The following is a 26,143-nucleotide window of genomic DNA, read 5'->3' as shown; positions in this document are numbered from 1 at the left end:
ACCCTAAATTAATTTTTATAGACTGGAGAATTCGGAATGACGAAATTTAAAGTAATGACGATTTTCGGTACGCGTCCGGAGGCAATTAAAATGGCACCGCTTGTATTAGAGCTAGAAAAGCATGAGCAAGTTGAGTCAATTGTGACCGTGACAGCACAGCATCGTCAAATGCTTGATCAAGTGTTGGAAACATTTAAAATTAAGCCAGATTACGATTTAAACATTATGAAGGACCGCCAAACGCTTGTAGATGTAGCGACAAATGCTTTGCAAGGGTTAGACGCGGTCATGAAAGAAGCAAAGCCTGATATCGTGTTGGTGCATGGTGATACCGCAACTACATTTATCGGGAGCTTAGCTGCATTTTACAATCAAATTGCGATTGGACATGTGGAGGCAGGTCTTCGAACAGGACAAAAGTATTCGCCATATCCTGAGGAAATGAACCGTCAGCTAACGGGGGTTATGGCAGATTTACATTTTGCCCCAACAAAGCAGTCAGAGGAAAATTTACTGCGTGAAAACAAGCCTGCTGAGGCTATTTTCGTAACAGGTAATACAGCGATTGATGCATTAAAAACGACTGTTAGCGAAACATACAGCCACCCGGTGCTCGAAAAAATTGGCGCAGATCGAATGATTTTATTAACAGCGCATCGCCGTGAAAATTTAGGTGAGCCAATGCGCAATATGTTCCATGCCATTAAACGTTTATTAGCGGAGCATAATGATATTCAAGTTGTCTATCCTGTTCATATGAATCCAGTTGTACGTGAAATTGCGAATGATGTGCTAGGTAATGATGAGCGCATTCATTTAATTGAACCATTAGAAGTATTTGATTTCCATAATATCGCAGCGCGTTCATATATGATTTTGACGGATTCTGGTGGTGTGCAGGAGGAGGCACCTTCATTAGGCAAGCCCGTGCTTGTGCTGCGTGATACAACAGAGCGACCTGAAGGGATTGCAGCAGGTACATTAAAGCTTGCTGGTACAGATGAGGACACGATTTATCGTTTAGCAAATGAATTGCTTGTTGACAAGGAAGCATATCATGCGATGGCACATGCATCTAATCCGTATGGTGATGGCCATGCATCGGAGCGAATTGTGCAAGCGCTTATTGAGTTTTTAGCGAAGCAGTAATGCTAAAATAACTTTTTCAATATAAGGAAATGGGACAAACTTCACGTCCAAAATCACTCTTCACAAATTTGTCGACAATTTGACAACATTAGAGGGATTGTGAAGTTTTTCACCATTACTAATTGACATCAAATATCGCCTATTGTATGCTAACAAAGGGTAAGAATGATAAGGGTTTCAAAGTTTGAATCACTTATTATATCAAGTTTCTACTGAATTAACAGTTGGATTCCAATTGTTAATTTACAACAGTTTGATGCGTCTGGATTCACATCCATAAAGGTTAAAGCTTTCGTATGTAGAAATTTACTCCAAGACAAACCTTGCTACATATTTATTTAACCTCATACTTCAGTATATTCAATAGTTTTTGAATTTACTGACTGGTCAGCATCAATTCTTTACTCGAAAAAAATTCAGGAGACTTATTGCCAATGGAAGATTTGCACTACATTTTCGCTAAGCAAAAGAAAGTGTTATTTTTTTTGCTCGCCCTCTGTGTACTAGGATGGGCTTTTACGCCATATGCTAGCATCTTCGCAGGACTAGGTTTAGGTGCATTCTTCGGTACATACAACTTTTGGATTTTAGTTCGACGAATGGACAACTTCGACCGTTCGATTAGTGAAGGAAGAAAGGCATCATCAATAGGTACAGCCTTACGCTTTGGCTCAGGTGTTGCCGCAGTTGCAATCGCCATGTCGTTGCCAGAGAAATTTCATTTAGTTAGTACCGTTATTGGGCTAATGATTCCGTACATTTTTCTCGTAGTTGAGCGAATTGTACATCTTGTCAAACATCACTAAAATGAAAGAGAGGTGAATGCAAAAATGGATCATAAAAATCCAGAGTTTCATCTAAAGCTATTTGGAGATTTCACGTTAATATTTAACAAATCAACTGTGTTGATGTTAATTGTTACGGCGGTTATCGTATTTTTAATCGCATTTATTTCCACACGCAACCTAAAGCTTAAGCCAACAGGTATGCAAAACTTCATGGAGTGGATTATGGACTTCGTGAAAGGGATCATTAAAAGCAATATGGACTGGAAAACAGGTGGTCAGTTCCACGTATTAGGGATTACATTAATTATGTTTATCGCTGTAGCGAACTTACTAGGTTTACCATTCTCTATTAGCCATGATCACTACCTATGGTGGAAATCGCCAACAGCTGACCCGACAGTAACATTAACATTAGCTGTTATGGTAACGCTATTAGCGCACTACTACGGTATTAAAGCACATGGTTCTGGCGGTTATGCGAAGAACACGTACTTAAAGCCAATGTGGTGGATGTTCCCGCTGAAAGTTATTGAAGAGTTTGCCAATACGTTAACGCTTGGTCTACGTCTTTACGGTAACATTTTCGCAGGTGAGATTTTAATTGGCTTAATCGCAGGTGTCGCAGGGGCAAGCTATTTAGGATGGTTCGGAATGGTTATTCCAGCTATCGCATGGCAAGGATTCTCGATCTTCATCGGCTTTATCCAAGCTTTCATTTTTACAATGTTAACGATGGTTTATTTGGCACACAAAGTGAGTCACGACCATTAATTATAAATTCCGCAAATTTTGCGGTATTTGAACCACAATAAAAAAACACATATTCCAAGGAGGAAATTTAACAATGACAGGTTCAATTGGTTTATTAGCAGCAGCAATCGCAATCGGTTTAGGTGCACTAGGTGCAGGTATCGGTAACGGTCTTATCGTATCAAAAACAGTAGAAGGTATCGCTCGTCAACCAGAATTACGTGGTGCTCTTCAAACAACAATGTTCATCGGGGTTGCATTAGTTGAGGCCCTTCCAATCATCGGTGTAGTAGTAGCATTCATCGTAATGAATCAATAATTACTACTTACGACGTCAATGGCGAAGAAAAAGTTCACCAGACTTACTACTTCGCCATTCCTTTTATGTAATACATGAAATTCACATATCAACTATGTGAAGAAAGCAACAATGAATTTGAAATTAAAGATTTATGTGTTATAGATTTTGAACAAGCTCTTGAAGGGAGTGAACCAATCGTGTTATTAAATGATCTTGTATTAGGTGCAGGTGGCGGTTTTAATGGTGGAGATATCATTGCAACATTATTAACGTTCATTATTTTAATGATTCTTCTTAAAGTGTTCGCATGGGGTCCATTAATGGGCATTATGCAACAACGTGAAGAATTAGTTGCAAGCGAAATCGATGCAGCTGAAAAAGCGCGCAAAGAAACGCACCAATTATTAGAAGAACAAAAAAGCCTTCTAAAAGAAGCTCGTACAGAAGCACAAGCGATCGTAGAAGGTGCTAAAAAACAAGGCGATGCACAGCGTGAAGAAATTATTTCTGCGGCTCGTGCAGAAGCAGCTCGTTTAAAAGATGCAGCTGTGCGTGAAATTGAAAACGAAAAAGAAAAAGCAATTGCAGCAGTACGTGAAGAAGTTGTATCATTATCAGTTCTTGCAGCATCTAAAGTACTTGGCAAAGAAATTTCTGAAGCGGACAATAGCGCATTAATTAAAGAAACGATTGCGAAGGCAGGCGAAGCGAAATGAGTCAAGTAGCGAAGCGTTACGCTGAAGCATTGTTTCAATTAGCTAGCAAAAATCAAAATCTTGTAGAAGTAAGTGCTGATTTAAAAGAATTAACAGCCGCAATCGAAGCAACACCAGCTTTATTAGAGCTATTAAAAGCACCTAAAATTTCTTCTGCAAAGAAAAAAGCAATGCTATCTGAAATTTTAGCAAATGCTAATTCAGCAGTAGTGAACACAGTTCAATTATTAGTTGATAAACAACGCATTAGCGAAGTCGTTGCTGTAGCAGAAGAGTTCCAAGCTCTTGCAACTGCAGCGAGCGGTGCCGCAAAAGCAACAGTTTACTCAACACGCGCTTTAACCGAGGCTGAAAGTGCAGAGATTTCAGTAGCCTTTGCACAGCTAGTAGGGAAAAGCAAACTAGAAATTAACAATATTATCGAGCCATCAATTCTTGGTGGTATTCGTGTACAAATTGGCAACTATATTTATGACAGCACAATTGCTTCTAAACTAGAAGGTTTAAAGCGTACATTAGTTGTTTAACTTTAAGAAATGTGAGAGGTGAACATACATGGGCATCAAAGCTGAAGAAATCAGCAGTCTGATTAAACAACAGATTGAAAATTATCAATCTGAATTACAAGTAAGCGAAGTAGGTACAGTTATCCGCGTTGGTGACGGTATCGCACTTGCTCATGGCCTCGACAACGTCATGGCTGGAGAGCTTTTAGAGTTCTCTAACGGTGTTATGGGTATGGCTCAAAACTTAGAAGAAGGTAACGTTGGTATTATTATTCTAGGTGAGTACCTTGACATTAAAGAAGGCGATGAAGTTCGTCGTACAGGTCGTATTATGAGCGTTCCAGTTGGTGAAGAACTAATTGGTCGTGTTGTAAACCCATTAGGTCAACCAGTGGATGGCTTAGGTCCAATCAACACAACAAAAACTCGTCCAATCGAAAGCCCAGCTTTCGGTGTAATGGCACGTAAATCAGTACATGAGCCATTACAAACTGGTATTAAAGCGATTGACGCATTAGTACCAATCGGCCGTGGTCAACGTGAGTTAATCATCGGTGACCGTCAAACAGGTAAAACATCTGTAGCAATCGATACAATCTTAAACCAAAACGGTGAAAACATGATTTGTATCTATGTTGCAATCGGTCAAAAAGAATCTACAGTACGTGGCGTAGTTGAAACATTACGTAAAAACGGTGCTTTAGATTACACAATCGTTGTAACAGCTTCTTCTTCTCAACCATCACCATTATTATACTTAGCACCATTTGCTGGTGTATCGATGGCTGAAGAATTCATGTTACAAGGTAAACACGTATTAGTAGTATATGATGACCTATCAAAACAAGCATCTGCTTACCGTGAGCTGTCATTATTATTACGTCGTCCTCCAGGTCGTGAAGCTTACCCTGGTGACGTGTTCTACTTACACAGCCGTTTATTAGAGCGTGCTGCAAAATTAAACGAAACTTACCAAAATGGTTCAATCACTGCATTACCATTCGTAGAAACACAAGCAGGGGATATCTCAGCTTACATTCCTACAAACGTAATTTCGATTACTGATGGTCAAATTTTCTTACAATCTGACTTATTCAACTCAGGTGTACGTCCAGCAATCAACGCCGGTTTATCTGTATCACGTGTAGGTGGTTCAGCACAAATTAAAGCGATGAAAAAAGTAGCTGGTACATTACGTCTTGACTTAGCTGCTTTCCGTGAGTTAGAATCTTTCGCTCAGTTCGGTTCTGACTTAGATAAAGCAACTTTAGCTAAATTAGAGCGCGGTAAACGTACTGTTGAAGTATTAAAACAAGACTTAAACAAACCGTTAAAAGTTGAAAAACAAGTTGTCATTTTATATGCATTAACTCGTGGCTTCTTAGATGATATTCCAGTAGCTGATATCACTCGTTTCGAGGGTGAGTTCTTAAGCTGGTTAGATACAAACCACACAAGCGTATTAGATCATATCCGTACAACAAAAGATATTCCAGCTGATGCAGATCTTGCTGAAGCAATCAATGCTTTCAAAAAGACTTTTGCTAAATCAGAATAATCTTAGTTAAATCGTTCTTTGCAAATCCGCAAGCTAGCTGCTTGCGGATGCTGTGAGAATAATGGATTGTGATTAAATAACAGAGGGTGGTGAAATACCAGTGGTAAACTTACGCGAAATTAAAGGTCGTATTAACTCTACAAAGAGCACACAGAAAATAACAAAGGCGATGCAAATGGTTTCTTCTTCGAAACTACGCCGTGCAGAGCAAAACGCTAAAGCATACGTTCCTTATATGGAAAAGATTCAAGACGTAGTAGGCGCTATCGCAGCAGGTACAAAAGACAGTGGACATCCGATGTTAACTGCTCGTCCTGTGAAGAAAACAGCTTACTTAGTAATTGGTTCTGATCGTGGTTTGGCAGGTGCTTATAACTCAAGCATTTTACGTCAAGTTCAACGCACAATTAACGAGCGTCATCAATCTCAAGACGAATACGTTGTTTTTGCATTAGGTCGTGTTGCACGTGATTACTTTATTAAACGTAATCACAATGTTATTAGTAGTGTTGTGGCTCTTCCAGACCAACCGACATTTGCTGATATTAAAGAAATCGCTCGTAATGCTGTTGGTATGTTCATTGATGGCGCATATGATGAACTTTATATGTACTATAACCACTTCGAAAGTGCTATTTCTCAAGTAGTAACGGAGAAAAAGGTTCTTCCGTTAACTGATATTGCTACTACTACAACAAGCGCTGCATATGAATTCGAGCCATCTGGTGAAGCAATTCTAGAAGTATTACTTCCACAATATGCAGAAAGCTTAATTTATGGTGCTTTATTAGACGGAAAAGCAAGTGAACATGCTTCACGTATGACGGCAATGCGTAATGCAACAGATAATGCTTCTGATTTAATCGACAACTTATCTTTGCAATACAACCGTGCGCGTCAAGCAGCTATTACACAAGAAATTACAGAAATCGTTGGTGGAGCTGCAGCCCTAGAATAGGCTGCACTTTCACTGACTTCGTATAAGAATACGATAGGAGGGTACACAACATGAACAAAGGACAAGTTCTACAAGTAATGGGTCCGGTAGTAGACGTTAAATTCGAAAACGGCCATTTACCAGCAATCTATAACAACTTAACTGTTAAGATTGAACGTCCAAATGAAGAGCCAACTACTTTAGCTCTTGAAGTTGCAATCCACTTAGGTGACGATGTTGTTCGTACAATTGCGATGTCATCTACTGACGGTTTACAACGCGGAGCAGAAGTAACTGACTCAGGAAAAGCTATCTCAGTACCAGTTGGTGAAGTAACACTAGGGCGTGTATTCAACGTACTTGGTGAAGTAATCGACTTAGGTGAAGAAATTCCAGAATCAGCTCGTCGTGACTCAATTCACCGCGAAGCACCAAAATTCGATGAATTATCTACTTCAGTTGAAATCCTAGAAACAGGTATCAAAGTAGTAGACTTATTAGCACCATATATTAAAGGTGGTAAAATCGGTCTATTCGGTGGTGCCGGCGTAGGTAAAACTGTATTAATCCAAGAACTAATCAACAACATCGCACAAGAACATAGCGGTATTTCTGTATTCGCAGGTGTAGGTGAGCGTACACGTGAAGGTAACGACTTATTCCACGAAATGACAGACTCTGGCGTTATTAATCAAACAGCGATGGTATTCGGTCAAATGAACGAGCCACCTGGTGCACGTATGCGTGTAGCTTTAACTGGTTTAACAATGGCTGAATATTTCCGTGATGAGCAAGGTCAAGACGTACTTTTATTCATCGACAATATCTTCCGTTTCACACAAGCAGGTTCTGAGGTTTCTGCCCTATTAGGTCGTATGCCTTCTGCGGTAGGTTACCAACCAACACTTGCTACTGAAATGGGTAAATTACAAGAGCGTATTACATCGACTACAAAAGGTTCTGTAACATCGATTCAAGCGATTTACGTACCAGCCGATGACTATACTGACCCAGCTCCAGCAACAACTTTCGCTCACTTAGATGCAACAACAAACTTAGAGCGTAAATTATCTGAAATGGGTATTTATCCAGCGGTTGACCCATTAGCATCAACTTCTCGTGCATTATCACCAGAAATCGTAGGAGAAGAGCACTATGGAATTGCTACTGGCGTACAACGTACAATTCAACGTTACCGTGAGTTACAAGATATCATCGCCATCTTAGGTATGGATGAGTTATCTGATGAAGATAAGCAAACAGTAGAACGCGCTCGTCGCATTCAATTCTTCTTATCTCAAAACTTCCACGTAGCGGAGCAATTCACTGGTCAAAAAGGTTCTTACGTGCCTGTTAAAGAAACTGTTCGCTCATTCAAGGAAATTCTTGAAGGTAAATGGGATCACTTACCAGAGGATGCTTTCCGTTTAGTTGGTAGCATTGATGAAGTAGTAGAAAAAGCAAAAGGCATGGGCGTAGAGGTTTAATTCTAACGGCGAGGAGGAAAATAATATGAAGACAGTAACAGTCAGTATTGTCACTCCCGACGGCCCAGTATACGATTCTGAAGTAACAATGGTAGTCGCTAAAACAGTTTCAGGGGAAATGGGTGTACTTCCAGGCCATATTCCTATGGTTGCGCCTCTTACAATTGGTGCTGTAAAGCTAAAAAAAGAAGATGGTTCAACTGATTATGTAGCTGTTAGCGGCGGCTTCATCGAAATTCGCCCTGAAAAAGTATCAATTTTAGCTCCTTCAGCAGAAGATGCAGCTTCAATTGATGTTGCTCGTGCTAAAGAAGCATTAAAACGAGCAGAAGGTCGTTTAGAAGGCAAAAAAGATGACATTGATTTCAAACGTGCTGAGTTAGCGCTAAAACGTGCGTTGAATCGTATCAACGTTCATGAGGGTAACATCTAATTCAAATGGGGCTGTTTGGAAAGCTTAGCTTTTCAAACAGCTCTTTTAAATGAAAACGCTAATAAAGTGAGCAAAACTGCCAATAAACAAAAAGTTTACCTTCAAAAAAACAACTTTTTTCATACAAGGAGTGTACGTAAAAATGAACTTTTATACGGAAATAGGTCAACAGGCACTTTTCGGTCTTGCCTCGCATATTTTCTTCATTGCTGTGGCATTCTATGCATTACAAGCATTTCGTTTTGAGCAATTGTTTAAAAAAGGCAAAACATTTCAAATTCAGCTCGTTTACATTTTATTTAGCATCGTTATCGGTTCGACAGTTTCTAACTTTTTTATTAACTTTTCGCAGTGGTCAAGAAGCTTAGTTTATATTTTCCAATAAAATGCATTATATAGGTTGTAGGGGAGAACAATTATTTGCTTTTCGCTACAAAGTATATATTTCCTGGGTAATCGACTAAAAATGTTTAACATATCGAATTTTGGTGTATAAAAGAACAGTGTATACAATCGTTATATTGTGTCGAAATGTCATGGGAAATACAGAACATGCCCAACTTGACCTCGCATGAAAAGTATTCAATATCAGATTCACCAACTATACATACCGTGCGTAATATATAGTATGAAAAATAAAGCCAAAATTCGACACAAAATAGTGAATTAGATGCTTGATAAAGTTGGGTTATAGCTGTATTATTAGCAGTGTTTGGATAAAAAATATCAATGAACTTTTAAATAAAATAGCAAGTTTACGAGAATGAGATTCGGAGGGACGAATTGTGGAGAAAATTATCGTTATGGGTGGTCAGACTTTACGAGGTAACGTGAAAGTTGAAGGCGCAAAGAACGCTGTATTACCTATTTTAGCAGCAGCTTTATTAGCTTCTGAAGGAAAAAATGTTATTAAAGATGTTCCAGCATTAGCTGATGTATATACAATTGGTGAAGTATTAAAAAGCTTAAATGCAGATGTACAATATTATGTAGACGGGAATGAAATTGTTATTGATGCGTCTCAGGATTTATCAAGTGAAGCGCAATTTGAATTTGTTAGTAAAATGCGTGCATCGATTTTAGTGATGGGATCGTTGCTGGCACGCAATCGCTTTGCGCGTGTTGCCTTACCAGGTGGCTGTGCAATTGGCTCTCGTCCGATTGAACTGCATTTAAAAGGCTTTGAAGCGATGGGGGCTGAAATTTCTTTTGGACATGGCTATGTAGAGGCACGTGCTGAAAAATTAAAAGGTGCTGAAATTTATTTAGATTTCCCAAGCGTTGGTGCGACAGAAAATATTATGACAGCAGCAGCATTAGCAGAAGGTACGACAATTATCGAAAATGCGGCAAAGGAGCCGGAAATTGTCGATTTAGCGAACTTTATTAATGCGATGGGCGGTCGTGTAACAGGTGCTGGAACAGCGACAATTCGCATTGAAGGTGTAGAGAAGCTAAAAGGTATTACACATTATGTTATTCCAGATCGCATTGAAGCAGGCACATTTATGGTTGCGGCAGCAATTACACGTGGCGATGTTGTGATTGAAAATGCCATTCCAGAGCATATGACAGCGCTGATTGCCAAAATGCGTGAAATGGGCGTAGAAATTACAGAGCAGGATAATGGGCTGCGTGTACGTGCGACAGGTGGATTAAAGGCTGTAGACATTAAAACAATGCCACATCCAGGCTTCCCAACAGATATGCAGTCACAAATGATGGCATTAATGCTATCTGCTGAAGGAACAAGCATTATTACTGAAACGGTATTTGAAAATCGCTTCATGCATGTTGAGGAATTCCGTCGAATGAATGCAATTGCTAAAATTGAGGGGCGTTCTGTCTTTATTGAAGGCAATAATGCATTACAAGGTGCGGAGGTAGCTGCAACAGATTTACGTGCAGCAGCATCGCTTATTTTAGCAGGCTTAGTATCTGAAGGTGTTACACGCGTAACAGCGCTACACCATTTAGATCGTGGCTACGTAAAATTCCACGAAAAATTAGCAGCATTAGGTGCAAACATCGAACGTGTAACTGAGGGCGAAGTAAAGATTGCCAAAGAAGACAATGCTGAACAAGTAACTGCATAATAATAGAAATAGGGGCTGTCCGAAAAGAGTATATCTTTTCAGACTGCTCCTTTATTTTTGCAAATAAAATTGTCAATAGCTACATAAGATGGCGTATGAAAAAAAACCTACTACTCATCATTATTGTGATATGTATGTTGTTTACTGTGCCGCTTCTTTATTACAAAAAGCCAAAGCCAGTAGCGGAGCCATGCGAAATTTTAATTACCATTGAAGGCGTAGCTAAGAGCATACCGCTAGAGCACTATTTAATCGGTGTTGTTGCTGCGGAAATGCCCGCTAGCTTTCATCCAGCCGCATTACAAGCACAAGCAATTGCCGCACGCACATATGTAATACGTAATACAGACTACGGAAAAAAAGCAATTAAGCCAACAACAGCACATCAAGTATTTATCGATGAAAAAGCGCGGCAGCAAAAGTGGTTAACTGCCTTTGCGCAGTACGAAAGTAAAATAACAGAGGCTGTAAAAACGACAACAGGACAAATTATACTATATAAAGAAGAACCAATTTCAGCAATGTTTCATGCCTCATCAAATGGAGTAACAGAATCAGCAGAAAATTATGGTGGACAGGATATACCTTATTTACAATCTGTAGCATCACCTGAAGAAAACAGCGAAACAGTTAAAATGACGGTAAATGAATTAAATGCCAAGCTGCAAACAAATTGGACACAGGAGGATTTTTTAAATTTACAGCTTGAGCGAAATAGCTCAGGTCGTGTGCAAACAGTAAAAGGTAAAAAAAATTTTAGTGGACGTGAATTTAGAGAGCTTTTACAATTGCGTTCAACCGATTTTATGATGATGGAGGAAGGCAATGACATTGTCATTGCAACGAAAGGCTATGGGCACGGAGTTGGAATGAGTCAATACGGTGCAAATGAATTAGCTAACAATGATGCTACAGCACAACAAATACTTACGCACTACTACCCACAAACGACAATTGGCAATGTTTGTACAAAAAAATAAGCAAGCGTGTTTAAAAATTGTGTAGATTGTTCACACTAGCTTCAGAGGTGATGAACATGCGAGAGGAAAAAAATTTAAAACCTTCTCCGAAAAATTTACAACAAAAGCCATGGTTTTGGCCAGCTATTTATGCGGGTATTGCACTCGCGATAATTGCACTTATGTTTAGTTACAATGTGCTAGTTACGAAAAAGGAAGAGAATCTTCTAACAGAAACAGTGGCAAAGGAAGAGATTCCAGAGCAGCAACAACCGATTATTGAAACAAATGCAACGCAAGAAAATTTGAAATATCCATTCGATGAAGCATACTTAGAGGAATTGACAATTTTACAAGATTTCTATGATTTCTCTGCGGATGCAAAAACGCGTGAAAATGCACTGCTTGTCTTTAAGCAAACATTTTCGACATCGTCTGGCATGTCGCTTGCTATTAACAGTGAGCCATTTGAAGTGCTTGCTGCAATGAGCGGTGTCGTAACAAAGGTCAAAATGGATGCGTTCACAGGTAATATGATTACAGTGGAGCATGCAAACGGTTTAGAAACGCGCTATAGCTCTGTTACAGACATCGTTGTTAAAGAGGGCGATGAGGTTGTTCAAGGGCAACCGTTAGCGACAACAACTGAAAATGATTGGAACCCGACAGCGGGAATTCATTTGCATTTTGAAGTGTTGGAAAATGGTGAAGCAATAAATCCAAGAAAATTGCTTGCATTCTAAGTTCTAAATAGGTGCGGACGACTCATAAGGTGAAGAAACATACTACTAAGCTACGGCACATTCTTACATCCTAAGTAGAAAGGAAGGGAACGTGCACGAACATATTCGGCGTCGTTGTGTTCAGCTAGGGGAGTTGCTTATCGAAACTAAAGAAACAGTCCGCACTTTAGCTAAAATGACAGGCTATTCTAAAAGTACTGTGCACAAAGATTTAACGGAAAGGCTTATTCTAATCAATGAGCCACTTGCACAGGAAGTCAAGAAAGTTTTAGCCTATCATAAATCCGTCCGGCATTTGCGGGGCGGAGAGGCAACAAAGAAAAAATGGCAATCGAAGCAACACGAACAAAGCACCTAGATGATACGAATGTACATCTAGGTGCTTTTCTCTATTTCTCTTGAATCAGCGGATTTTTAGGTTAACTTCTACTAAAAGCGAGCTCAAAAAAATCTGGATGAGAGTTAGCCGAGGTGTAATTGATATTACATATTTAGGGAATATCTTACTATAAAAGAGGGTGTAATTCATTGTTCATTGTGATAAAATAATCTAGATAACTAAATGTATAATAAGGACTTGTGAAAAAGCGGATATTCACAGCCTTTTAAACTAAAAATGTACGTCAAGACTTGAAGTGGTGGAAGGAGAAACTACAGGAATGTTTTCAAAGGATATTGGGATTGATTTAGGGACGGCAAATGTTTTAATCCATGTAAAAGGCAAAGGAATTGTGTTAAATGAGCCTTCTGTTGTAGCGATGGATAAAAAAACGGGAAAAGTTTTAGCAGTCGGTGAAGAGGCGAGACAAATGGTTGGACGAACGCCAGGTAATATTGTAGCAATTCGCCCTTTAAAGGACGGGGTAATTGCAGATTTTGACGTGACAGAGGCAATGCTACGACATTTCATTAATAAATTAAATGTACGAGGGTTTTTATCGAAGCCACGTATTTTAATTTGCTGTCCTACAAATATTACAAGTGTAGAGCAAAAAGCAATTCGTGAGGCAGCTGAAAAATCAGGTGGCAAAAAAGTATATTTAGAAGAAGAGCCAAAAGTGGCAGCAATCGGCGCAGGTATGGATATTTTCCAACCAAGCGGCAACATGGTCGTTGACATCGGTGGTGGTACGACAGATATTGCTGTATTATCAATGGGAGACATCGTAACAAGCGAATCGATTAAAGTAGCAGGCGATGTATTTGATAATGATATTTTGCAATACATAAAAAAGGAATATAAGCTATTAATTGGAGAACGTACAGCAGAGGCTGTCAAAATGACAATCGGCACAGTATTTCCGAACAATCGCAACGAATCAATGGAAATTCGCGGACGCGATATGGTAACAGGTTTGCCGCAAACAATTACAATTCATTCGTCTGAAATAGAAAGAGCGCTGCATGAATCTGTATCAATGATTGTACAATCAGCGAAAAATGTATTAGAAAAAACGCCACCAGAGCTATCAGCAGATATTATTGATCGCGGTGTTATTTTAACGGGCGGAGGCGCGCTTTTACATGGGATTGACCAATTGTTAATTGAAGAATTAAAAGTACCTGTATTTATAGCGGAAAACCCGATGGATTGTGTAGCAATCGGTACAGGTATTATGTTAAATAATATTGACCGTTCGGCAGGAACTTCAGCAGACTAATTCGACCTTCGTAAGTGAGAGGGAGCATGTTTTACGCAATGAAAATAACTAGCAAATGAGGTATGCTTTATGTTTAAAGGTTTTTACACAGTAGCTTCAGGCATGCTTGCACAGCAACGCCGCACAGAAATATTGACAAACAATATGGCAAATGCAAATACGCCAGGCTTCAAAGCAGATCAATCAACAATTCGCTCATTTCCAGATATGTTGCTTTCAGCAAAAGGCGCAACAAACATACCAACGGAAAAAGGGTTAGCTTTAAAGCAGCTGAAGCCAATCGGTGCACTGACAACAGGAGTATACTTACAAGAAACAATTGCGAACAATGCACAAGGCTCATTATTGCAAACAGGTATGCCAACAGATGTAGCATTAGTAGATGTTACGTTGCCAATCGATGAAGCATCTGGCAATCAAGGAGCAATTTATTTCCGATTACAGCATCCAGAAGGCGGAGAAGCTTACACACGTAACGGGAACTTCACTTTAGATGGACAAGGTAATCTAGTGAATGGGCAAGGTCTTTATGTATTATCTGAAGCAGGTCAACCTATTCAGCTAGCAAATGATAATATAACGATTACAAGCAATGGTGCAATTATAGATGAAAATGGTGCACAGGTTGCAACAATTGGTGTGGCGTTCTCAGCAAATCCAGATGTTTTAATGAAGCAGGATAACGGCTTATATCGCATGCTTGATGAAGGTATATTACCGTCAGCATACGGACAAGCAGGCGTTACTTTTACAACAAGTCACAAAAATTTAGAAGCATCTAACGTCGATTCAGCACGTTCAATGACAGATTTATTAACAGCATATCGTGCGTTCGAGGCAAACCAAAAGGTTTTACAGGCATATGATCGCAGTATGGAAAAAGCAGTAAATGAAATTGGAAAAGTGTAACGGAGGGGTGATTGTATGCTACGTACAATGGTGACAGCAACAAATACATTAACACAGCTACAAACAAAGCTAGATACAATTAGCGATAACCTTGCAAACAGTAATACGCATGGCTATAAAACAAAGGATGCACAATTTTCAGAGCTACTTTACCAGCAGTATAATAACGATAAATTAGATAAAACATTGCGCCAATCACCTGTAGGCATTCGATATGGTGTTGGGGCACATGTATCATTAATTCAAGCAAATCAAAAGCAAGGCTCATTGCAGCAAACAGACCGCGACCTTGATTTTGCGTTTACGAAAGAAAACCAATATTTTAACATTTTAATGCCTGATGGTGACGGGCAGCGTACAGTATATACACGTCAAGGTGATTTTTACGTATCACCGATGGGCAATGGACAAATGATGCTTGTCAATGGCGATGGACATCCTGTAGCAGATAGTGACGGTGAGGCGATTTATTTCCCTGATTTCGCAACAGGCTTTACGCTATCACCGAATGGTCGTTTAAATATAGAATATCCAGATGGTGATGTAATAGCAGTAGATTTAGCTGTATCAGAATTACAAAAGCCTCAGGTGATGGAGCATGTAAGTGGCACATATATTGGTCTACCTACAGATTTAGCAGGGCTCGGTTATACACAAGCGGATATTTTGACTGATTTACAAGGAGCAAATCGTGGAGACATTGGCTTGAGCAATCAAAAATTAGAAATGTCGAATGTAGATATGTCAAAAGAAATGACAGATTTAATTGCGACACAGCGCTCATATCAATTTAATTCACGTGCAGTAACACTTGCAGATCAAATGCTGGGGCTCATTAATGGTATTCGATAAGCATGAGGAGTATAAGAAATGACGAACGAATTCAATGAACAAGATGTAGCTCCTAAAAAGAGAAGCAGACGTAACGAGGAAACAGAGCCAAGTGAAAGAGCGAGAAGAGCGCGCTGGGTACAAATACGCTTAATTCCTATTTGGTTGCGAATTGTACTTGTCTTAGCTTTATTGCTTTGTGCAGCAGCAGGTGGCGTGATGTTTGGCTACGGCTTTCTTGGAAGCGGAGAACCGAGCGATGCATTAAAATGGAGCACTTGGCAACATATATTTGATATTATTGAAGGAAAAGAATAAATGCTCTAGTTTGGAGTTGTCTTAAAAGACAGCTCCATCTCACTAAATGAGCACAATATACATAATAGTGAACATGAGTGGAGGAATTTTTATGTTAAATGCAGAACAAATTCAAGCGATTTTACCACATCGTTACCCATTTTTATTAGTTGATCGCGTTTTAGAAATTGAAGTAGGCAAACGCGCAGTAGGCATTAAAAATGTAACGATTAATGAGGATTTCTTTAATGGTCATTTTCCGGGCTATCCAGTAATGCCAGGCGTTCTTATTGTTGAGGCTCTCGCACAAGTAGGTGGCGTAGCGCTGCTAAGCTCAGATGATTTTAAAGGCCGCATTGTCTTTTTAACAGGCGTTGATAATTGTCGCTTCAAACGTCAAGTAGTGCCAGGTGATCAATTGAAAATGGAAGTAGAGTTTGTCAAGCTACGCGGTCAAATGGGTAAAGGACACGCTGTTGCAACTGTCGATGGCGAGCTAGTATGTGAAACGGATATTTTATTTGCAATTGGTCCAGAGCAACCAAAATGATGGCTTTGTCTAAGTAACAATGGTTGTATAGACAATTTTTTCACATATTTTAGTGCTATTTGCATTTATGAAGAAAAAATTATAAGATATATAAGTTGAGTTTTGAGGGGTTGGCTTTTTAAACGTAGGAGGTTTAAATTTTTATGTATAAAGAACTGTCTTCAGGTGTAAAGATAAGTATTACACGATCAATTTCCACATCATTTGAGCTTTATTTAGCGAGTATTGGTTGGGATGAAGATAAATTTTCAATGGAAGACTTTATGGCAAGCTGGCAACAATACTTCACAGAAAATGCAGCTTGGTTTGATAAAGTACCTCACGAAGTATTAGTGAGTGAAGAATTTCATAATGAAATAGCAAAAAAAGTGGATGAAGTGATGGCGAAAATTTTAGATGAAGCGCCGACAAAGAAGCAAATTGACTCCATTGAAAAACTGCAAAAAAAATTAGGCACAAATTACAAATATGGCTGTAAGGCAGAAGCCGCATATGTTGAGCAATTGTTAAAAGAAAAATTGAAATAGATCTATAAAATGTTCGGATAGTTCCCTTCGTTCCAGGGCACTCTAATGAATGATCAAGTATTGATCATATTGAGTCCATGGAAAGGAGGGAATTTTTATGTGGAAAGGCTTTTTAGCAGCAGCATTACTTGCTACATCTTTTTTAGCTGGCTGTAACGCAGGGGACCGTAATGCGATGAATGACGATACCCCAGCAAAGGAAATTCGTCGAGGGGTGGATGATGTTATCGATGATAACTATACACCACGCTACAATAACGAAATCAATAGTGCCCCTAACAGCACAGTGCCTCCAGCCCTACGTGATGAACGAAATGGTGCCGAGGTGGATCGCGTTGCCCCTAACGATGGTGTCGATAACGATGGCCGCGTAATTGAACGTCGTGTCAACGAAGAAGACATTATCGAGGACCCAGCAGATATGCGTGATCGCAACAATGTAGATAACCGCTAAAGAAAAACCAAAAGTGCTTCACAGCGCTTTTGGTTTTTTCTAATGGGTATTATTAAGTTAATAAAGCGGGGAAAGTCGCAAATAAATGTGGGAAGTCGCAAATAAACCTGAGAAATCGCAAATAAGTCTGGGAAGTCGCAAATAAATCCGAGAAGTCACAAATAAATCGGAGAATCCGCAAATAAATCTGGGAAGTCGCAAATAAATTTGAGAAATCGCAAATAAGTCTGGGGAGTCGCAAATAAATTTGAGAAATCGCAAATAAGTCTGGGGAGTCGCAAATAAATCCTAGAAGTCGCAAATAAATCGGAGAATCCGCAAATAAATTCGAGAAGTCACAAATAAATCGGAGAATCCGCAAATAAATCCGGGAAGTCGCAAATAAATTTGAGAAATCGCAAATAAGTCTGGGGAGTCGCAAATAAATTTGAGAAATCGCAAATAAGTCTGGGGAGTCGCAAATAAATCCTAGAAGTCGCAAATAAATCGGAGAATCCGCAAATAAATTCGAGAAGTCACAAATAAATCGGAGAATCCGCAAATAAATCTGGGAAGTCGCAAATAAATTCGAGAAGTCACAAATAAATCCGAGAAGCCGCCAATAAATTTGAGAAGTCGCAAATAAGTTTGAGAAGCCGCAAATAAATCCGGGAAGTCGCAAATAAATCCGAGAAGCCGCCAATAAATTTGAGAAGTCGCAAATAAATCGTGGAATCCGCAAATAAATCCGGGAAGTCGCAAATAAATTCGAGAAGTCGCAAATAAATTCGAGAAATCACAAATAAATCCGAGAAGTCGCAAATAAGTCTGGGAAGTCGCAAATAAATTCGAGAAGTCGCAAATAAATCTGGGAAGCCGCCAATAAATCGGAGAAGTCGCAAATAACCCGAGAAATCACAAACAAATGCCCCGATTTCTAGAACAAAAAATTATTTTGTCTGAAAGCATATCGTTGCCTGAAAAATGTGCATTAGCTACACGCCTTTCAGACAACTCTTTCAATTAATCAAAGTGTCAATTGTGACTATTGCTGTTTATTTAACTTTGGGCGCTCCTTCATATCATGCTGGAAACGCTGCAATAGCTCATCATTCGATAAACCTTCCTCTAATAGCTGCTGCAATAATTGCTCTGCATATTTTTGGCGTCGGGCTTTAATCGAGCCTTTTAATAATACGGATAAGCGATCACCGATTTCGGTAATGGCACTAACTATTAAAGAAAATGGTGCGGGTTCATTATCTGGAAAGGAAATAACAGCATGTGCGTCAAATACAGTTTGATTGTCCTCTAACGTTTTAAAAATTGAATAGTACTCATTTGGAATAAACAGCTCAAGCACCCAAGTTTGATGGCTATCCTCTAAGTTAATTGTCAAGCCATCAATAATGTGAATGGGCTGAATAGCCTCTTCATTTAATAAATGAAATGCCATTAGTTTAAATGTCTTCAAACGAGCAGCCTCCCTTCATAATAGTTAAAGCCTCAATATTTGTTCTGGAAATGAATCTACTTTTAGTATAGCATACAAAAAATGCGAAACTTAATTTTTCGATATATTGCGGCTATCGCTTGTCAGAGCAATGTATTAGCAAGCTAAAATAGATCAAAATAAATTTTTGCAATGTCGAAATTTAAAATTTAACCCCCTAAAATGTTAGCAAATATGATTTTTCAGATTTTGCCAAATAAAATCATCATCATGTATAGTAGTGCTAACGAAGGAGGTGAATAAATGAATCAAATCGGACTTGTTGGACGTTTAACAAAAAATCCACAGCTAAGGCAATTATCTGATACGAAAGTACAAACGAGCTTCGTATTAGCCATTAATCGCAATTACCGCAATAGCGAGGGCAGTGTAGATGCAGATTATGTTTTGTGTGTCGCATGGGGAAGGCTAGCAGAACATATTGCGAAATATTGCGGGAAAGGTTCTTTAATTGGGATAAACGGGCGCTTACATACACGCTCCTATGTGAACAAAGAAAATAACCGTGTTTTTGCGATGGATGTTTTAGCAGAAAGCGTCCGATTTTATGCACTGAAACAGAGCGTGCCTGCAAACAATCCACCTGAGGAGTCCAGCGATGAAATGCAGCACGTCATGGAACACTTTGTTTTACCTGAAGATACACTGTCAACTAATCTGTAAAAAGAACTTCCACAAAACTAACTAACCTCTATCTTAAAACAATTAGAAAGGAGTGCGAAAACCTACCTCTTAATCGCATAATAATCTTTTCTGCGACGAGTAACCGCAGGAGCACAATTAAAAAATACAACTGAATAACAGAGAACCTAAAAGCGTCCTATCTTTTGGCGCAAAGATAGGACGCTTTCGTTTTATTTTACTAAATCAAGCGCAAAAAGCTCGCGTAGCTCATCATCTTGCAGCTCAGTAATCCATTTACTTGATTGGATAAGCTCCTCTGACAAAGCTGATTTTATCGTGAGCATTTTATCAATTTTTTCTTCAATTGTACCAATTGTTATAAATTTATGGACCTGTACAAATTGTGTTTGTCCGATTCGATATGCGCGATCTGTTGCTTGGTTTTCCACTGCAGGATTCCACCAGCGATCCGCATGCAATACATGGTTTGCAGCTGTTAAATTTAACCCTGTTCCCCCAGCTTTTAAGGACAAAATAAAAATTGGAAATGCCCCAGCTTGAAATGCCTCTACTAAGCGATCGCGCTGTTGCTTTGGCATGCTACCTGTTAAAAACGGTACATCAATATCGTACAGCTCAGCAAAGCAATGCTGTAAAATATTGCCCATGCCAATATATTGCGTGAAAATTAAACATTGCTCTCCGTTATGAACGATTTCAGCCGTTAAATCGACAATACGTCTTAGCTTCACAGAACGGCTTAACATCGTCTCCGCATCATCAAAAGGCTCCTTTAAATAAAGTGCAGGGTGATTACATAGCTGCTTTAATTTATTAAGCATTTTTAAAATGCGCCCTCTTTTTTCAAAGCCTGTTAACTGCTCAAGCTGTGCTGCCGTATCCTCAATATAGCTTTCATATAAGGCAGCTTGCTCAGCAGTTAATGGGCAAAATTCTGGCATTTCTTGTTTTTCAGGTAAATTGAGCATTAAGTCTGAATCGCGCTTTGTCCGACGGAGTAAAAATGGCTGAATTTTTGCACGCAGCTGCTCCTTATGCTGCTCGGAATCATCGCGTTCAATCGGTAAAATAAACTGCTCTTGAAACTTGCTAAAGCTACCGAGATAACCTTTATGAATAAAATCAAAAATTGCCCAAAGCTCTGACAAGCGGTTTTCCACAGGTGTACCTGTTAATGCGATATGATGCTCACCACGCAGCTTACGAATTGCACGTGATTGGATGGTTTGCATGTTTTTAATATTTTGTGCCTCATCTAAAATAATGCTCGACCAATTGAAATACTGTAAAAACTCCACATCCTGTGAAACTGTGCCATATGTTGATACGATAATATGAGGCTTCTCACGCTGGATTTCATCGCGCAGCGTTTCATCCTTTAAGCGATTTGCTCCATAATGTGTATAAACATTTAAAGAAGGTGCAAAGCGTGCTAGCTCTTTTTGCCAATTGCCTAAAACTGAGGTCGGGCAAATGATAATCGCAGGCTCTGTGACATTGAGCATATTTACTGTATATAAAAGATAGCTAATCGTTTGAATCGTTTTTCCTAGCCCCATATCATCTGCTAAGCAAGCCCCGAATTTTTGCTCACGCATAAAGACGAGCCACTCAAAACCTTGCTGCTGATATGGTCGCAGCTCAGCTTCTAGCTGGCTAGGTACAGGAATAGTAGGTAAGCCTTGTTTCTCCTGTAGCTGCTGTAAATAGTTTTGCAAAGATTGTTGGATTTGGAACGCTAGTATAGGGTCATCACGTTCTGCATCGTCTTCATCCAATTCCTCAGCGGGTGCAGTTAACGTTTCAGGTAGTTCTCTAAATAACAACTCTTTAACTGTCCATTGCTCATTAGTCGCCTTATCCATAAGCTCACGCATTTCTTGCATCCAAGCTGCATCAATGCGGAACCATTCCGTACCAATTCGCATAAATTCGCGCTTTTCATCGACAAGCTTTTGGAACTGTTCAGCAGAAATATTTTCACCATTCATTGAAAATTGCCATTTGAATGTTAACACATCATCAAGACTTGCTACAGAGCGAGTAGATGCTTGACCTGCACTTACTTGCACTCGCATTTTCGATTGCTTCAGCTCCTTTAACCAAGCAGGTAAAACAATTTCGTAGCTGAGCGCCTGTAAAACGGCAATATCATTACGCAAAAAGCCCTTTACTTGCTCATCTGTGAGCGGATGATAAATAAAGCTTTCACCATTTATATCATCTACAGTTAGTAATGATGCCATTTGTTGTTGGATAGCAGCGATATCAGCAGCGGCAGCTTTCCACTTATCAGGCAATGCTTCTTCAATTGCCAGTTCACGTTTGCGTATAGCGGGTGTCCAATGCCTTTCTGTTGAGGTAATTAAAATCGTTTCTAAAAGCCACTGCTGGCTTGTTTCATCCGGTTCACTTAAACGTAGTGCCACCTTTAAGCCATCAGCATTGTGCTCAGTTTGCAATGGCCAACCGCCATTAATGAAAAAAGGTACAAGCTCCTCTAATTGATCAAGCTGTACGCCATTGCTTACAAGCTTTTGTGTAGCAGCAGTAGCTAAAATACGCTCTTCATCATGAGCAAATTGTAGTATTTGCTCATGAAAGGAAGCGCTTTGCCAAAGCGTACTATTCGTCCACTGAGGAATAAGCTGTTGGAATTTTTCCAGCAAAGTATTTGAGCTAGCATCTGCGCCAATGATATGCAATAAAGGATGTTTAAAAGCAGGTGAGAGCACATCTAATAGCTCAGCTGTAGATAAGGTAATATCGCGTTCGTCTAAAGATACAGTAAGCCCATAAAAATTTGCTTCATATTTATAAAAAAGCTGTGCTATCCAGCTCTCTGGAGGCACGATTAAACCATCCTCATGTAATGCCATGATGGAGAAAAAGCCATTTTGAAGAGCTGTAATTTTTAAGCGCAGTGACTTTACAAAAGGTGATATCAGTATGTCAGTCATATAAAAACTCCTTAAATGAGATTGCTTTTATCCAGTTCTTCTTGCAATGCGCGCAATCGTTTATATTTTTGTTGCATCGTTTGCATGTAATTTGTCCAATAGGTCATTTTGCCAGCTTTTTTTGCAGCGCTTTTCATTGATTTCCAAATGCGAATCGCCTGCTTATAATTCATGCGTGATTTTTGGCGCAGCTCCTCTAACGCATAATAATGATAAAGCGGTAAGACAGCTGCAGGTGCCTCTTGAATAACAGTTTTCAAACCGCGCGCTTCCAAATGGCTAATAGAAGAAGGATATAACTGTTGAAGAGCTACCCACTCCTCATAACGTGCCTTCTGCAATAAAAAATCAGCATAAGGCTGAATGCCATAACGACCGAAAGCTTGATAAAGTATTACTGCTTCTTGCTCAGATAGCTCAATAGCGGAATAAAGTGCATTAATGTCTTTAATAAATAATGGGCGCTGCTGTGGCGCAAGAGTCGTATGAATAAAGTTTTCTAAAAATGGTAGGATGACCTTTAATAATAATTGGAGACCTTCCATATAATGCTTCAATGCTAATTTAGCAATCGGCAAATAAAATGCGAGCTGTGATTGCTCTAAATAAGATAGTTGCTCATCAAGCTTTTCACAATCTTTTAATAAAACGTAGAAAAGAGTTCTGTTAACAGTCATTGGGAAATCACTTGTTGTATGCAACTTCTCTAATAGAAATAACTCTTTTTCATAGCGAGCTTTTTCAGTAAAGACTTCTGTCCAAATCGTTAAATAAAATTGAAAGCGTATTTGTGGTCTTCCACTACGCTCAAAAAGAAGCTCACGTACAAGGTCCTGTATCGCATCGTAAAATGGGTCTGTTGCAAATAAGCGCGATTTTGAGCCTAGCTCAGAAACAATTGTATGCACGATGTCTAAACGATGATTCATTGCTGCTTCAAAATAATAATTATCAATAGGTGAATTAGTGTGATTTAAATGAATCCAAAGCTTATTCAATACAGAGAGCTCCATAAATAATTTAAATAGTGGTTGCCATTCACGTTCAAGTGGTGTATAGCGTTGCAGCTTTGTATGTGTAGTTGTTAATAAGGCAGAAATAGAATAGCTTTCGATTGCCTTTGCACCATGCAGTGAGTGCTGCATCACTTCGTCAACCATGCGCTGCCAGCTCTCGGGACTTCGCTCTGTCGCTAAAGATTTTAAATGAACATTTTTTTGTGCACGCCACTTGCTCGTCCATTCCTGCACAGAACCTAAATATTGATAAAGTCCTAAAATAACGCCGAGCTTATGACGGCAGCAATTTTGCTGGGGACATGTACATATAATAAGCTGTTGTCCAAAATCTACAGTTACTTCAGCAGGGCGCACATCTTGAACAACAGTAAATAGCACATCCTTTTGTGGAAGAAAGCGTTCAAACAGCACGGATTTATTTCGCACGGAAAATACAGCACGACGCACAAGCTCCTCATCCTCTATGGATGATGGCTGCAACAAGCGCTCCATTTCTTCAAGTTGCTGACGAATAAACGCCGAATAGCGACGTGCTACATCAGATATTGATAAAGCCATAATAGTCTCTCCCCTAAAAAAGTCGTTCCTTCCATTATACCCCGAAACCGCAGTAAACGTAAGCCGAATGCATAATTGTAATTGTGATAAAATAGAAGGGAGAATATAAATGAACAAAAAACTGTTACGCCGCTTGCTATTAAATAAGCTGCTTGATCTCAAAATCGATTTTGCCTTCAAGCAATTATTCGGTAGCGAACGCAATAAACATATAACAATTGTCTTTTTAAATGCCATTTTGCAAAAAACAGGACGCGATAATATAAAGGAAGTTTTCTTCAAAAAAAATGAGCTCAGTGGGGAGTATGAAGAGGATAAAAAATCGATATTAGACATCGGTGTCAAAACACAAAGCGAGGATTATATAAATATCGAAATGCAGCTACATCAAAAAGAAAGCATGCTCAAACGTACACTCTATTATTGGGCAAGATTATACTGTGCACCATTCAATAAAGGCGATGGCTATAATACATTACATCCAACTATTACAATTAATATTTGCAATTATACATTAATTAAGGACAGCTCATATTACCACAACATTTATCATTTGTGTGAAGACAGCACAGGTGGACGCATGATGAAGGAAGATGATGTACTAGAAATCCACTTTATCGTGATTCAGTGGGTGTCCAAACCCCTACTGAATCACGATAAAGCCTCCGGCGGATGTCACAGATTTTGAAGAGGAGCTTTTCGAACAAGTTCGAAAAAATCTGGACGCAATTACGCCAAGGCGTAATTGATTGAAATGAACAAATTTCTAGAAGCATGGTTTACAGAAAAAGTGACCCCACTCGATGACCTTCTTGTTAGGTGGCTTATGCTGTTAGGGACGATTGATGCTCGTAAGCACCATGTCTATGATCAAATATATAAAGAATTGGAGGAGCTAGCTATGAAAGATGAAAACTTACGCCAAGCTTTTGGAGCATGGGAGGAGTTAAGCCAAACCCCTGAATCCCGCATCGCCTATGAATCTCGTTTGAAATATATTTTGGATGAAGAAGCTGGTAAAAAAGACGCACATGCAGCAGGAGTTAAAGAAGGAATAGAACAGGGATTAGAACAGACAGCTATCAATATGATAAAAGAAGGCGCAAGTGATGAATTCATTACAAAAGTGACAGGTTTATCTTTAGAAAAGGTTCAACAGTTACGCAAGCAACATCAACAACCTAAAATATCCGATTTCAAAACATCCAATAAATAATGTTTGAAATCGCTGTCTAATGGAGAAAATAAGCTGTAATAAAAGCGAAAAGGTTTGAGGAGGGTGAAGGTGATTCGCATCCAGTTTATGAAGCCATTGTATACGAAAATGGCTGGGGCAAAGCTATGCCTTGTTTTTGCTTATCAGCATCTTTCAATTATAAAGGAGGATGAGCTGTTTCATTTTATTCCTTTAGATGGAAAGGAAATGGTTGTTAATTTAAAAACGTATAAAATTGAAAATGTATCAGATGTATTCGTATTCCAAAATGGTAGTCGATTTATACGAATCCCTCTCTACCAGCTCCTGCTAATTTCAAATGTCTATGATTATTTATTGCCAATCATTGAGGAAAAATTAGCGAATACAACGGTAGGAGATACATTTGAAGCAGAGCCAGAGACTTCTTCCATAATTCGTGAGCTAGAAGGAAAAAATGTTGAGCGTCTAATCGACTATGCCTTAACAGAGCGCAATGAAGCCATGTTTTACAATTTAGTTTGGCATTTAGAGCAACGTGATATGCTGTAGCACCTTTCGGGAAAGTTTGAAAGGTGTTTTTATCCCGTATTAACAGGCTGTAAGACCCCCCTTCAAAACA

Annotated in this window: 27 protein-coding genes and 1 pseudogene; 25 read left to right on the top strand and 3 right to left on the bottom strand. The window is 39.2% G+C overall.

Translation table 11 applies throughout. The features are described from left to right. Positions 1–36 precede the first annotated feature (36 nt). The 22 genes from wecB (at position 37) to R6U77_RS02025 (ending at position 17,652) form a co-directional block, all read left to right on the top strand. Complete coding sequence (gene wecB / locus R6U77_RS02130) at positions 37–1,149, top strand: non-hydrolyzing UDP-N-acetylglucosamine 2-epimerase (RefSeq protein WP_319837243.1); 1,113 nt, start codon at positions 37–39, stop codon at positions 1,147–1,149. Between the two features lie 434 nt (positions 1,150–1,583). Then, positions 1,584–1,955 carry an ATP synthase subunit I gene (locus R6U77_RS02125; RefSeq protein ID WP_293921518.1) on the top strand — a complete coding sequence of 124 codons (372 nt, stop codon included), beginning with the start codon at positions 1,584–1,586 and terminating at the stop codon, positions 1,953–1,955. Positions 1,956–1,979: 24 nt separating this feature from the next. Beyond that, entirely contained in the window at positions 1,980–2,708 is a 729-nt protein-coding gene (atpB, locus tag R6U77_RS02120) for a F0F1 ATP synthase subunit A (protein WP_293921519.1), read from the top strand. Between the two features lie 73 nt (positions 2,709–2,781). Continuing rightward, positions 2,782–3,006, top strand: coding sequence for a F0F1 ATP synthase subunit C (gene atpE / locus R6U77_RS02115; RefSeq protein WP_042470896.1), 225 nt, complete (start codon positions 2,782–2,784; stop codon positions 3,004–3,006). A 179-nt stretch (positions 3,007–3,185) separates the two neighbouring features. Then, positions 3,186–3,704, top strand: a complete 519-nt coding sequence (gene atpF / locus R6U77_RS02110; protein ID WP_293921523.1) for a F0F1 ATP synthase subunit B — start codon at positions 3,186–3,188, stop codon at positions 3,702–3,704. After that, a complete protein-coding gene (locus tag R6U77_RS02105; RefSeq protein ID WP_293921524.1) occupies positions 3,701–4,231 on the top strand; it encodes a F0F1 ATP synthase subunit delta in 531 nt (176 codons plus the stop codon). Before atpF ends, R6U77_RS02105 begins: the two co-directional genes overlap by 4 nt. 28 nt (positions 4,232–4,259) lie before the next feature. Then, on the top strand, positions 4,260–5,768 hold the full coding sequence (gene atpA, locus R6U77_RS02100) for a F0F1 ATP synthase subunit alpha (RefSeq protein WP_293921525.1): 1,509 nt from the start codon (positions 4,260–4,262) through the stop codon (positions 5,766–5,768). Between the two features lie 100 nt (positions 5,769–5,868). Continuing rightward, complete coding sequence (atpG, locus tag R6U77_RS02095) at positions 5,869–6,726, top strand: ATP synthase F1 subunit gamma (protein ID WP_319837242.1); 858 nt, start codon at positions 5,869–5,871, stop codon at positions 6,724–6,726. A gap of 50 nt (positions 6,727–6,776) precedes the next feature. Beyond that, positions 6,777–8,192: a F0F1 ATP synthase subunit beta gene (gene atpD / locus R6U77_RS02090; protein WP_293921527.1), complete on the top strand. Its 1,416-nt coding sequence runs from the start codon at positions 6,777–6,779 to the stop codon at positions 8,190–8,192. 25 nt (positions 8,193–8,217) lie between these two features. Beyond that, positions 8,218–8,625, top strand: a complete 408-nt coding sequence (locus R6U77_RS02085; RefSeq protein WP_293921528.1) for a F0F1 ATP synthase subunit epsilon — start codon at positions 8,218–8,220, stop codon at positions 8,623–8,625. 142 nt (positions 8,626–8,767) lie between these two features. Then, positions 8,768–9,010, top strand: a complete 243-nt coding sequence (locus tag R6U77_RS02080) for a DUF1146 family protein (RefSeq protein ID WP_319837241.1) — start codon at positions 8,768–8,770, stop codon at positions 9,008–9,010. A gap of 400 nt (positions 9,011–9,410) precedes the next feature. Then, positions 9,411–10,721, top strand: coding sequence for a UDP-N-acetylglucosamine 1-carboxyvinyltransferase (gene murA, locus R6U77_RS02075; protein WP_319837240.1), 1,311 nt, complete (start codon positions 9,411–9,413; stop codon positions 10,719–10,721). A gap of 95 nt (positions 10,722–10,816) precedes the next feature. Then, positions 10,817–11,701, top strand: coding sequence for a stage II sporulation protein D (gene spoIID / locus R6U77_RS02070; RefSeq protein ID WP_319837239.1), 885 nt, complete (start codon positions 10,817–10,819; stop codon positions 11,699–11,701). A gap of 56 nt (positions 11,702–11,757) precedes the next feature. Continuing rightward, complete coding sequence (locus R6U77_RS02065; RefSeq protein WP_293921533.1) at positions 11,758–12,423, top strand: M23 family metallopeptidase; 666 nt, start codon at positions 11,758–11,760, stop codon at positions 12,421–12,423. Between the two features lie 91 nt (positions 12,424–12,514). Next, positions 12,515–12,781 carry a sporulation transcriptional regulator SpoIIID gene (locus tag R6U77_RS02060; protein WP_293921534.1) on the top strand — a complete coding sequence of 89 codons (267 nt, stop codon included), beginning with the start codon at positions 12,515–12,517 and terminating at the stop codon, positions 12,779–12,781. Positions 12,782–13,082: 301 nt separating this feature from the next. Beyond that, on the top strand, positions 13,083–14,084 hold the full coding sequence (mreB, locus tag R6U77_RS02055; protein WP_293921535.1) for a rod shape-determining protein: 1,002 nt from the start codon (positions 13,083–13,085) through the stop codon (positions 14,082–14,084). A gap of 69 nt (positions 14,085–14,153) precedes the next feature. Beyond that, positions 14,154–14,993, top strand: coding sequence for a flagellar hook-basal body protein (locus R6U77_RS02050; protein WP_293921536.1), 840 nt, complete (start codon positions 14,154–14,156; stop codon positions 14,991–14,993). A gap of 15 nt (positions 14,994–15,008) precedes the next feature. After that, complete coding sequence (locus tag R6U77_RS02045; RefSeq protein WP_319837238.1) at positions 15,009–15,845, top strand: flagellar hook-basal body protein; 837 nt, start codon at positions 15,009–15,011, stop codon at positions 15,843–15,845. Between the two features lie 18 nt (positions 15,846–15,863). Continuing rightward, positions 15,864–16,142: a DNA-directed RNA polymerase subunit beta gene (locus R6U77_RS02040; RefSeq protein ID WP_319837237.1), complete on the top strand. Its 279-nt coding sequence runs from the start codon at positions 15,864–15,866 to the stop codon at positions 16,140–16,142. A 91-nt stretch (positions 16,143–16,233) separates the two neighbouring features. Continuing rightward, positions 16,234–16,671: a 3-hydroxyacyl-ACP dehydratase FabZ gene (gene fabZ / locus R6U77_RS02035; RefSeq protein ID WP_319837236.1), complete on the top strand. Its 438-nt coding sequence runs from the start codon at positions 16,234–16,236 to the stop codon at positions 16,669–16,671. Positions 16,672–16,814: 143 nt separating this feature from the next. Continuing rightward, the gene (locus tag R6U77_RS02030) at positions 16,815–17,198 is read left to right on the top strand and encodes a hypothetical protein (RefSeq protein WP_293921540.1); all 384 of its coding nucleotides are present in this window, start codon (positions 16,815–16,817) and stop codon (positions 17,196–17,198) included. 97 nt (positions 17,199–17,295) lie between these two features. Then, complete coding sequence (locus R6U77_RS02025; protein WP_293921541.1) at positions 17,296–17,652, top strand: hypothetical protein; 357 nt, start codon at positions 17,296–17,298, stop codon at positions 17,650–17,652. Between the two features lie 1,024 nt (positions 17,653–18,676). Here R6U77_RS02025 and R6U77_RS02020 read toward each other — a convergent pair. Further along, complete coding sequence (locus R6U77_RS02020) at positions 18,677–19,105, bottom strand: YwpF family protein (RefSeq protein ID WP_293921542.1); 429 nt, start codon at positions 19,103–19,105, stop codon at positions 18,677–18,679. Between the two features lie 282 nt (positions 19,106–19,387). Between R6U77_RS02020 and R6U77_RS02015 the strand changes: the two genes are divergently transcribed. Further along, entirely contained in the window at positions 19,388–19,807 is a 420-nt protein-coding gene (locus tag R6U77_RS02015) for a single-stranded DNA-binding protein (protein WP_319837235.1), read from the top strand. Positions 19,808–19,998: 191 nt separating this feature from the next. Here the strand turns inward: R6U77_RS02015 and R6U77_RS02010 are convergent, their stop codons facing one another. Continuing rightward, positions 19,999–22,749: a DEAD/DEAH box helicase gene (locus tag R6U77_RS02010; RefSeq protein ID WP_319837234.1), complete on the bottom strand. Its 2,751-nt coding sequence runs from the start codon at positions 22,747–22,749 to the stop codon at positions 19,999–20,001. Positions 22,750–22,760: 11 nt separating this feature from the next. Then, positions 22,761–24,326, bottom strand: coding sequence for a hypothetical protein (locus tag R6U77_RS02005; RefSeq protein WP_319837233.1), 1,566 nt, complete (start codon positions 24,324–24,326; stop codon positions 22,761–22,763). Between the two features lie 109 nt (positions 24,327–24,435). On the opposite strand from R6U77_RS02005, the pseudogene R6U77_RS19825 reads away from it, so the two are divergent. Both R6U77_RS19825 and R6U77_RS01990 read left to right on the top strand, forming a co-directional pair. Then, positions 24,436–25,542 (top strand): annotated as a pseudogene (locus tag R6U77_RS19825) (Rpn family recombination-promoting nuclease/putative transposase). A gap of 69 nt (positions 25,543–25,611) precedes the next feature. Then, a complete protein-coding gene (locus tag R6U77_RS01990; RefSeq protein ID WP_293921551.1) occupies positions 25,612–26,073 on the top strand; it encodes a transcriptional regulator in 462 nt (153 codons plus the stop codon). The last annotated feature ends 70 nt before the right edge of the window (positions 26,074–26,143 follow it).

Origin of the sequence: Lysinibacillus louembei, assembly GCF_033880585.1 — a bacterium.
Taxonomy (GTDB): Bacteria; Bacillota; Bacilli; order Bacillales_A; family Planococcaceae; genus Metasolibacillus; species Metasolibacillus louembei.
Note: the sequence above shows the minus strand (reverse complement) of the source record. Positions and strands in the feature narration are given on the sequence as shown.

Bases quoted from the DNA above. Each gene is read 5' to 3' on its own strand.
- R6U77_RS02125 (WP_293921518.1), top strand. From the start codon at position 1,584: ATGGAAGATTTGCACTACATTTTCGCTAAGCAAAAGAAAGTGTTATTT.
- mreB (WP_293921535.1), top strand. From the start codon at position 13,083: ATGTTTTCAAAGGATATTGGGATTGATTTAGGGACGGCAAATGTTTTA.
- R6U77_RS02030 (WP_293921540.1), top strand. From the start codon at position 16,815: ATGTATAAAGAACTGTCTTCAGGTGTAAAGATAAGTATTACACGATCA.
- R6U77_RS02085 (WP_293921528.1), top strand. From the start codon at position 8,218: ATGAAGACAGTAACAGTCAGTATTGTCACTCCCGACGGCCCAGTATAC.
- wecB (WP_319837243.1), top strand. From the start codon at position 37: ATGACGAAATTTAAAGTAATGACGATTTTCGGTACGCGTCCGGAGGCA.
- R6U77_RS02025 (WP_293921541.1), top strand. From the start codon at position 17,296: ATGTGGAAAGGCTTTTTAGCAGCAGCATTACTTGCTACATCTTTTTTA.
- R6U77_RS02050 (WP_293921536.1), top strand. From the start codon at position 14,154: ATGTTTAAAGGTTTTTACACAGTAGCTTCAGGCATGCTTGCACAGCAA.
- atpA (WP_293921525.1), top strand. From the start codon at position 4,260: ATGGGCATCAAAGCTGAAGAAATCAGCAGTCTGATTAAACAACAGATT.
- atpD (WP_293921527.1), top strand. From the start codon at position 6,777: ATGAACAAAGGACAAGTTCTACAAGTAATGGGTCCGGTAGTAGACGTT.
- R6U77_RS02010 (WP_319837234.1), bottom strand. From the start codon at position 22,749: ATGACTGACATACTGATATCACCTTTTGTAAAGTCACTGCGCTTAAAA.
- R6U77_RS02015 (WP_319837235.1), top strand. From the start codon at position 19,388: ATGAATCAAATCGGACTTGTTGGACGTTTAACAAAAAATCCACAGCTA.
- R6U77_RS02105 (WP_293921524.1), top strand. From the start codon at position 3,701: ATGAGTCAAGTAGCGAAGCGTTACGCTGAAGCATTGTTTCAATTAGCT.
- spoIID (WP_319837239.1), top strand. From the start codon at position 10,817: ATGAAAAAAAACCTACTACTCATCATTATTGTGATATGTATGTTGTTT.
- R6U77_RS02005 (WP_319837233.1), bottom strand. From the start codon at position 24,326: ATGGCTTTATCAATATCTGATGTAGCACGTCGCTATTCGGCGTTTATT.
- R6U77_RS02045 (WP_319837238.1), top strand. From the start codon at position 15,009: ATGCTACGTACAATGGTGACAGCAACAAATACATTAACACAGCTACAA.
- atpE (WP_042470896.1), top strand. From the start codon at position 2,782: ATGACAGGTTCAATTGGTTTATTAGCAGCAGCAATCGCAATCGGTTTA.
- R6U77_RS02065 (WP_293921533.1), top strand. From the start codon at position 11,758: ATGCGAGAGGAAAAAAATTTAAAACCTTCTCCGAAAAATTTACAACAA.
- R6U77_RS02080 (WP_319837241.1), top strand. From the start codon at position 8,768: ATGAACTTTTATACGGAAATAGGTCAACAGGCACTTTTCGGTCTTGCC.
- R6U77_RS02040 (WP_319837237.1), top strand. From the start codon at position 15,864: ATGACGAACGAATTCAATGAACAAGATGTAGCTCCTAAAAAGAGAAGC.
- fabZ (WP_319837236.1), top strand. From the start codon at position 16,234: ATGTTAAATGCAGAACAAATTCAAGCGATTTTACCACATCGTTACCCA.
- atpB (WP_293921519.1), top strand. From the start codon at position 1,980: ATGGATCATAAAAATCCAGAGTTTCATCTAAAGCTATTTGGAGATTTC.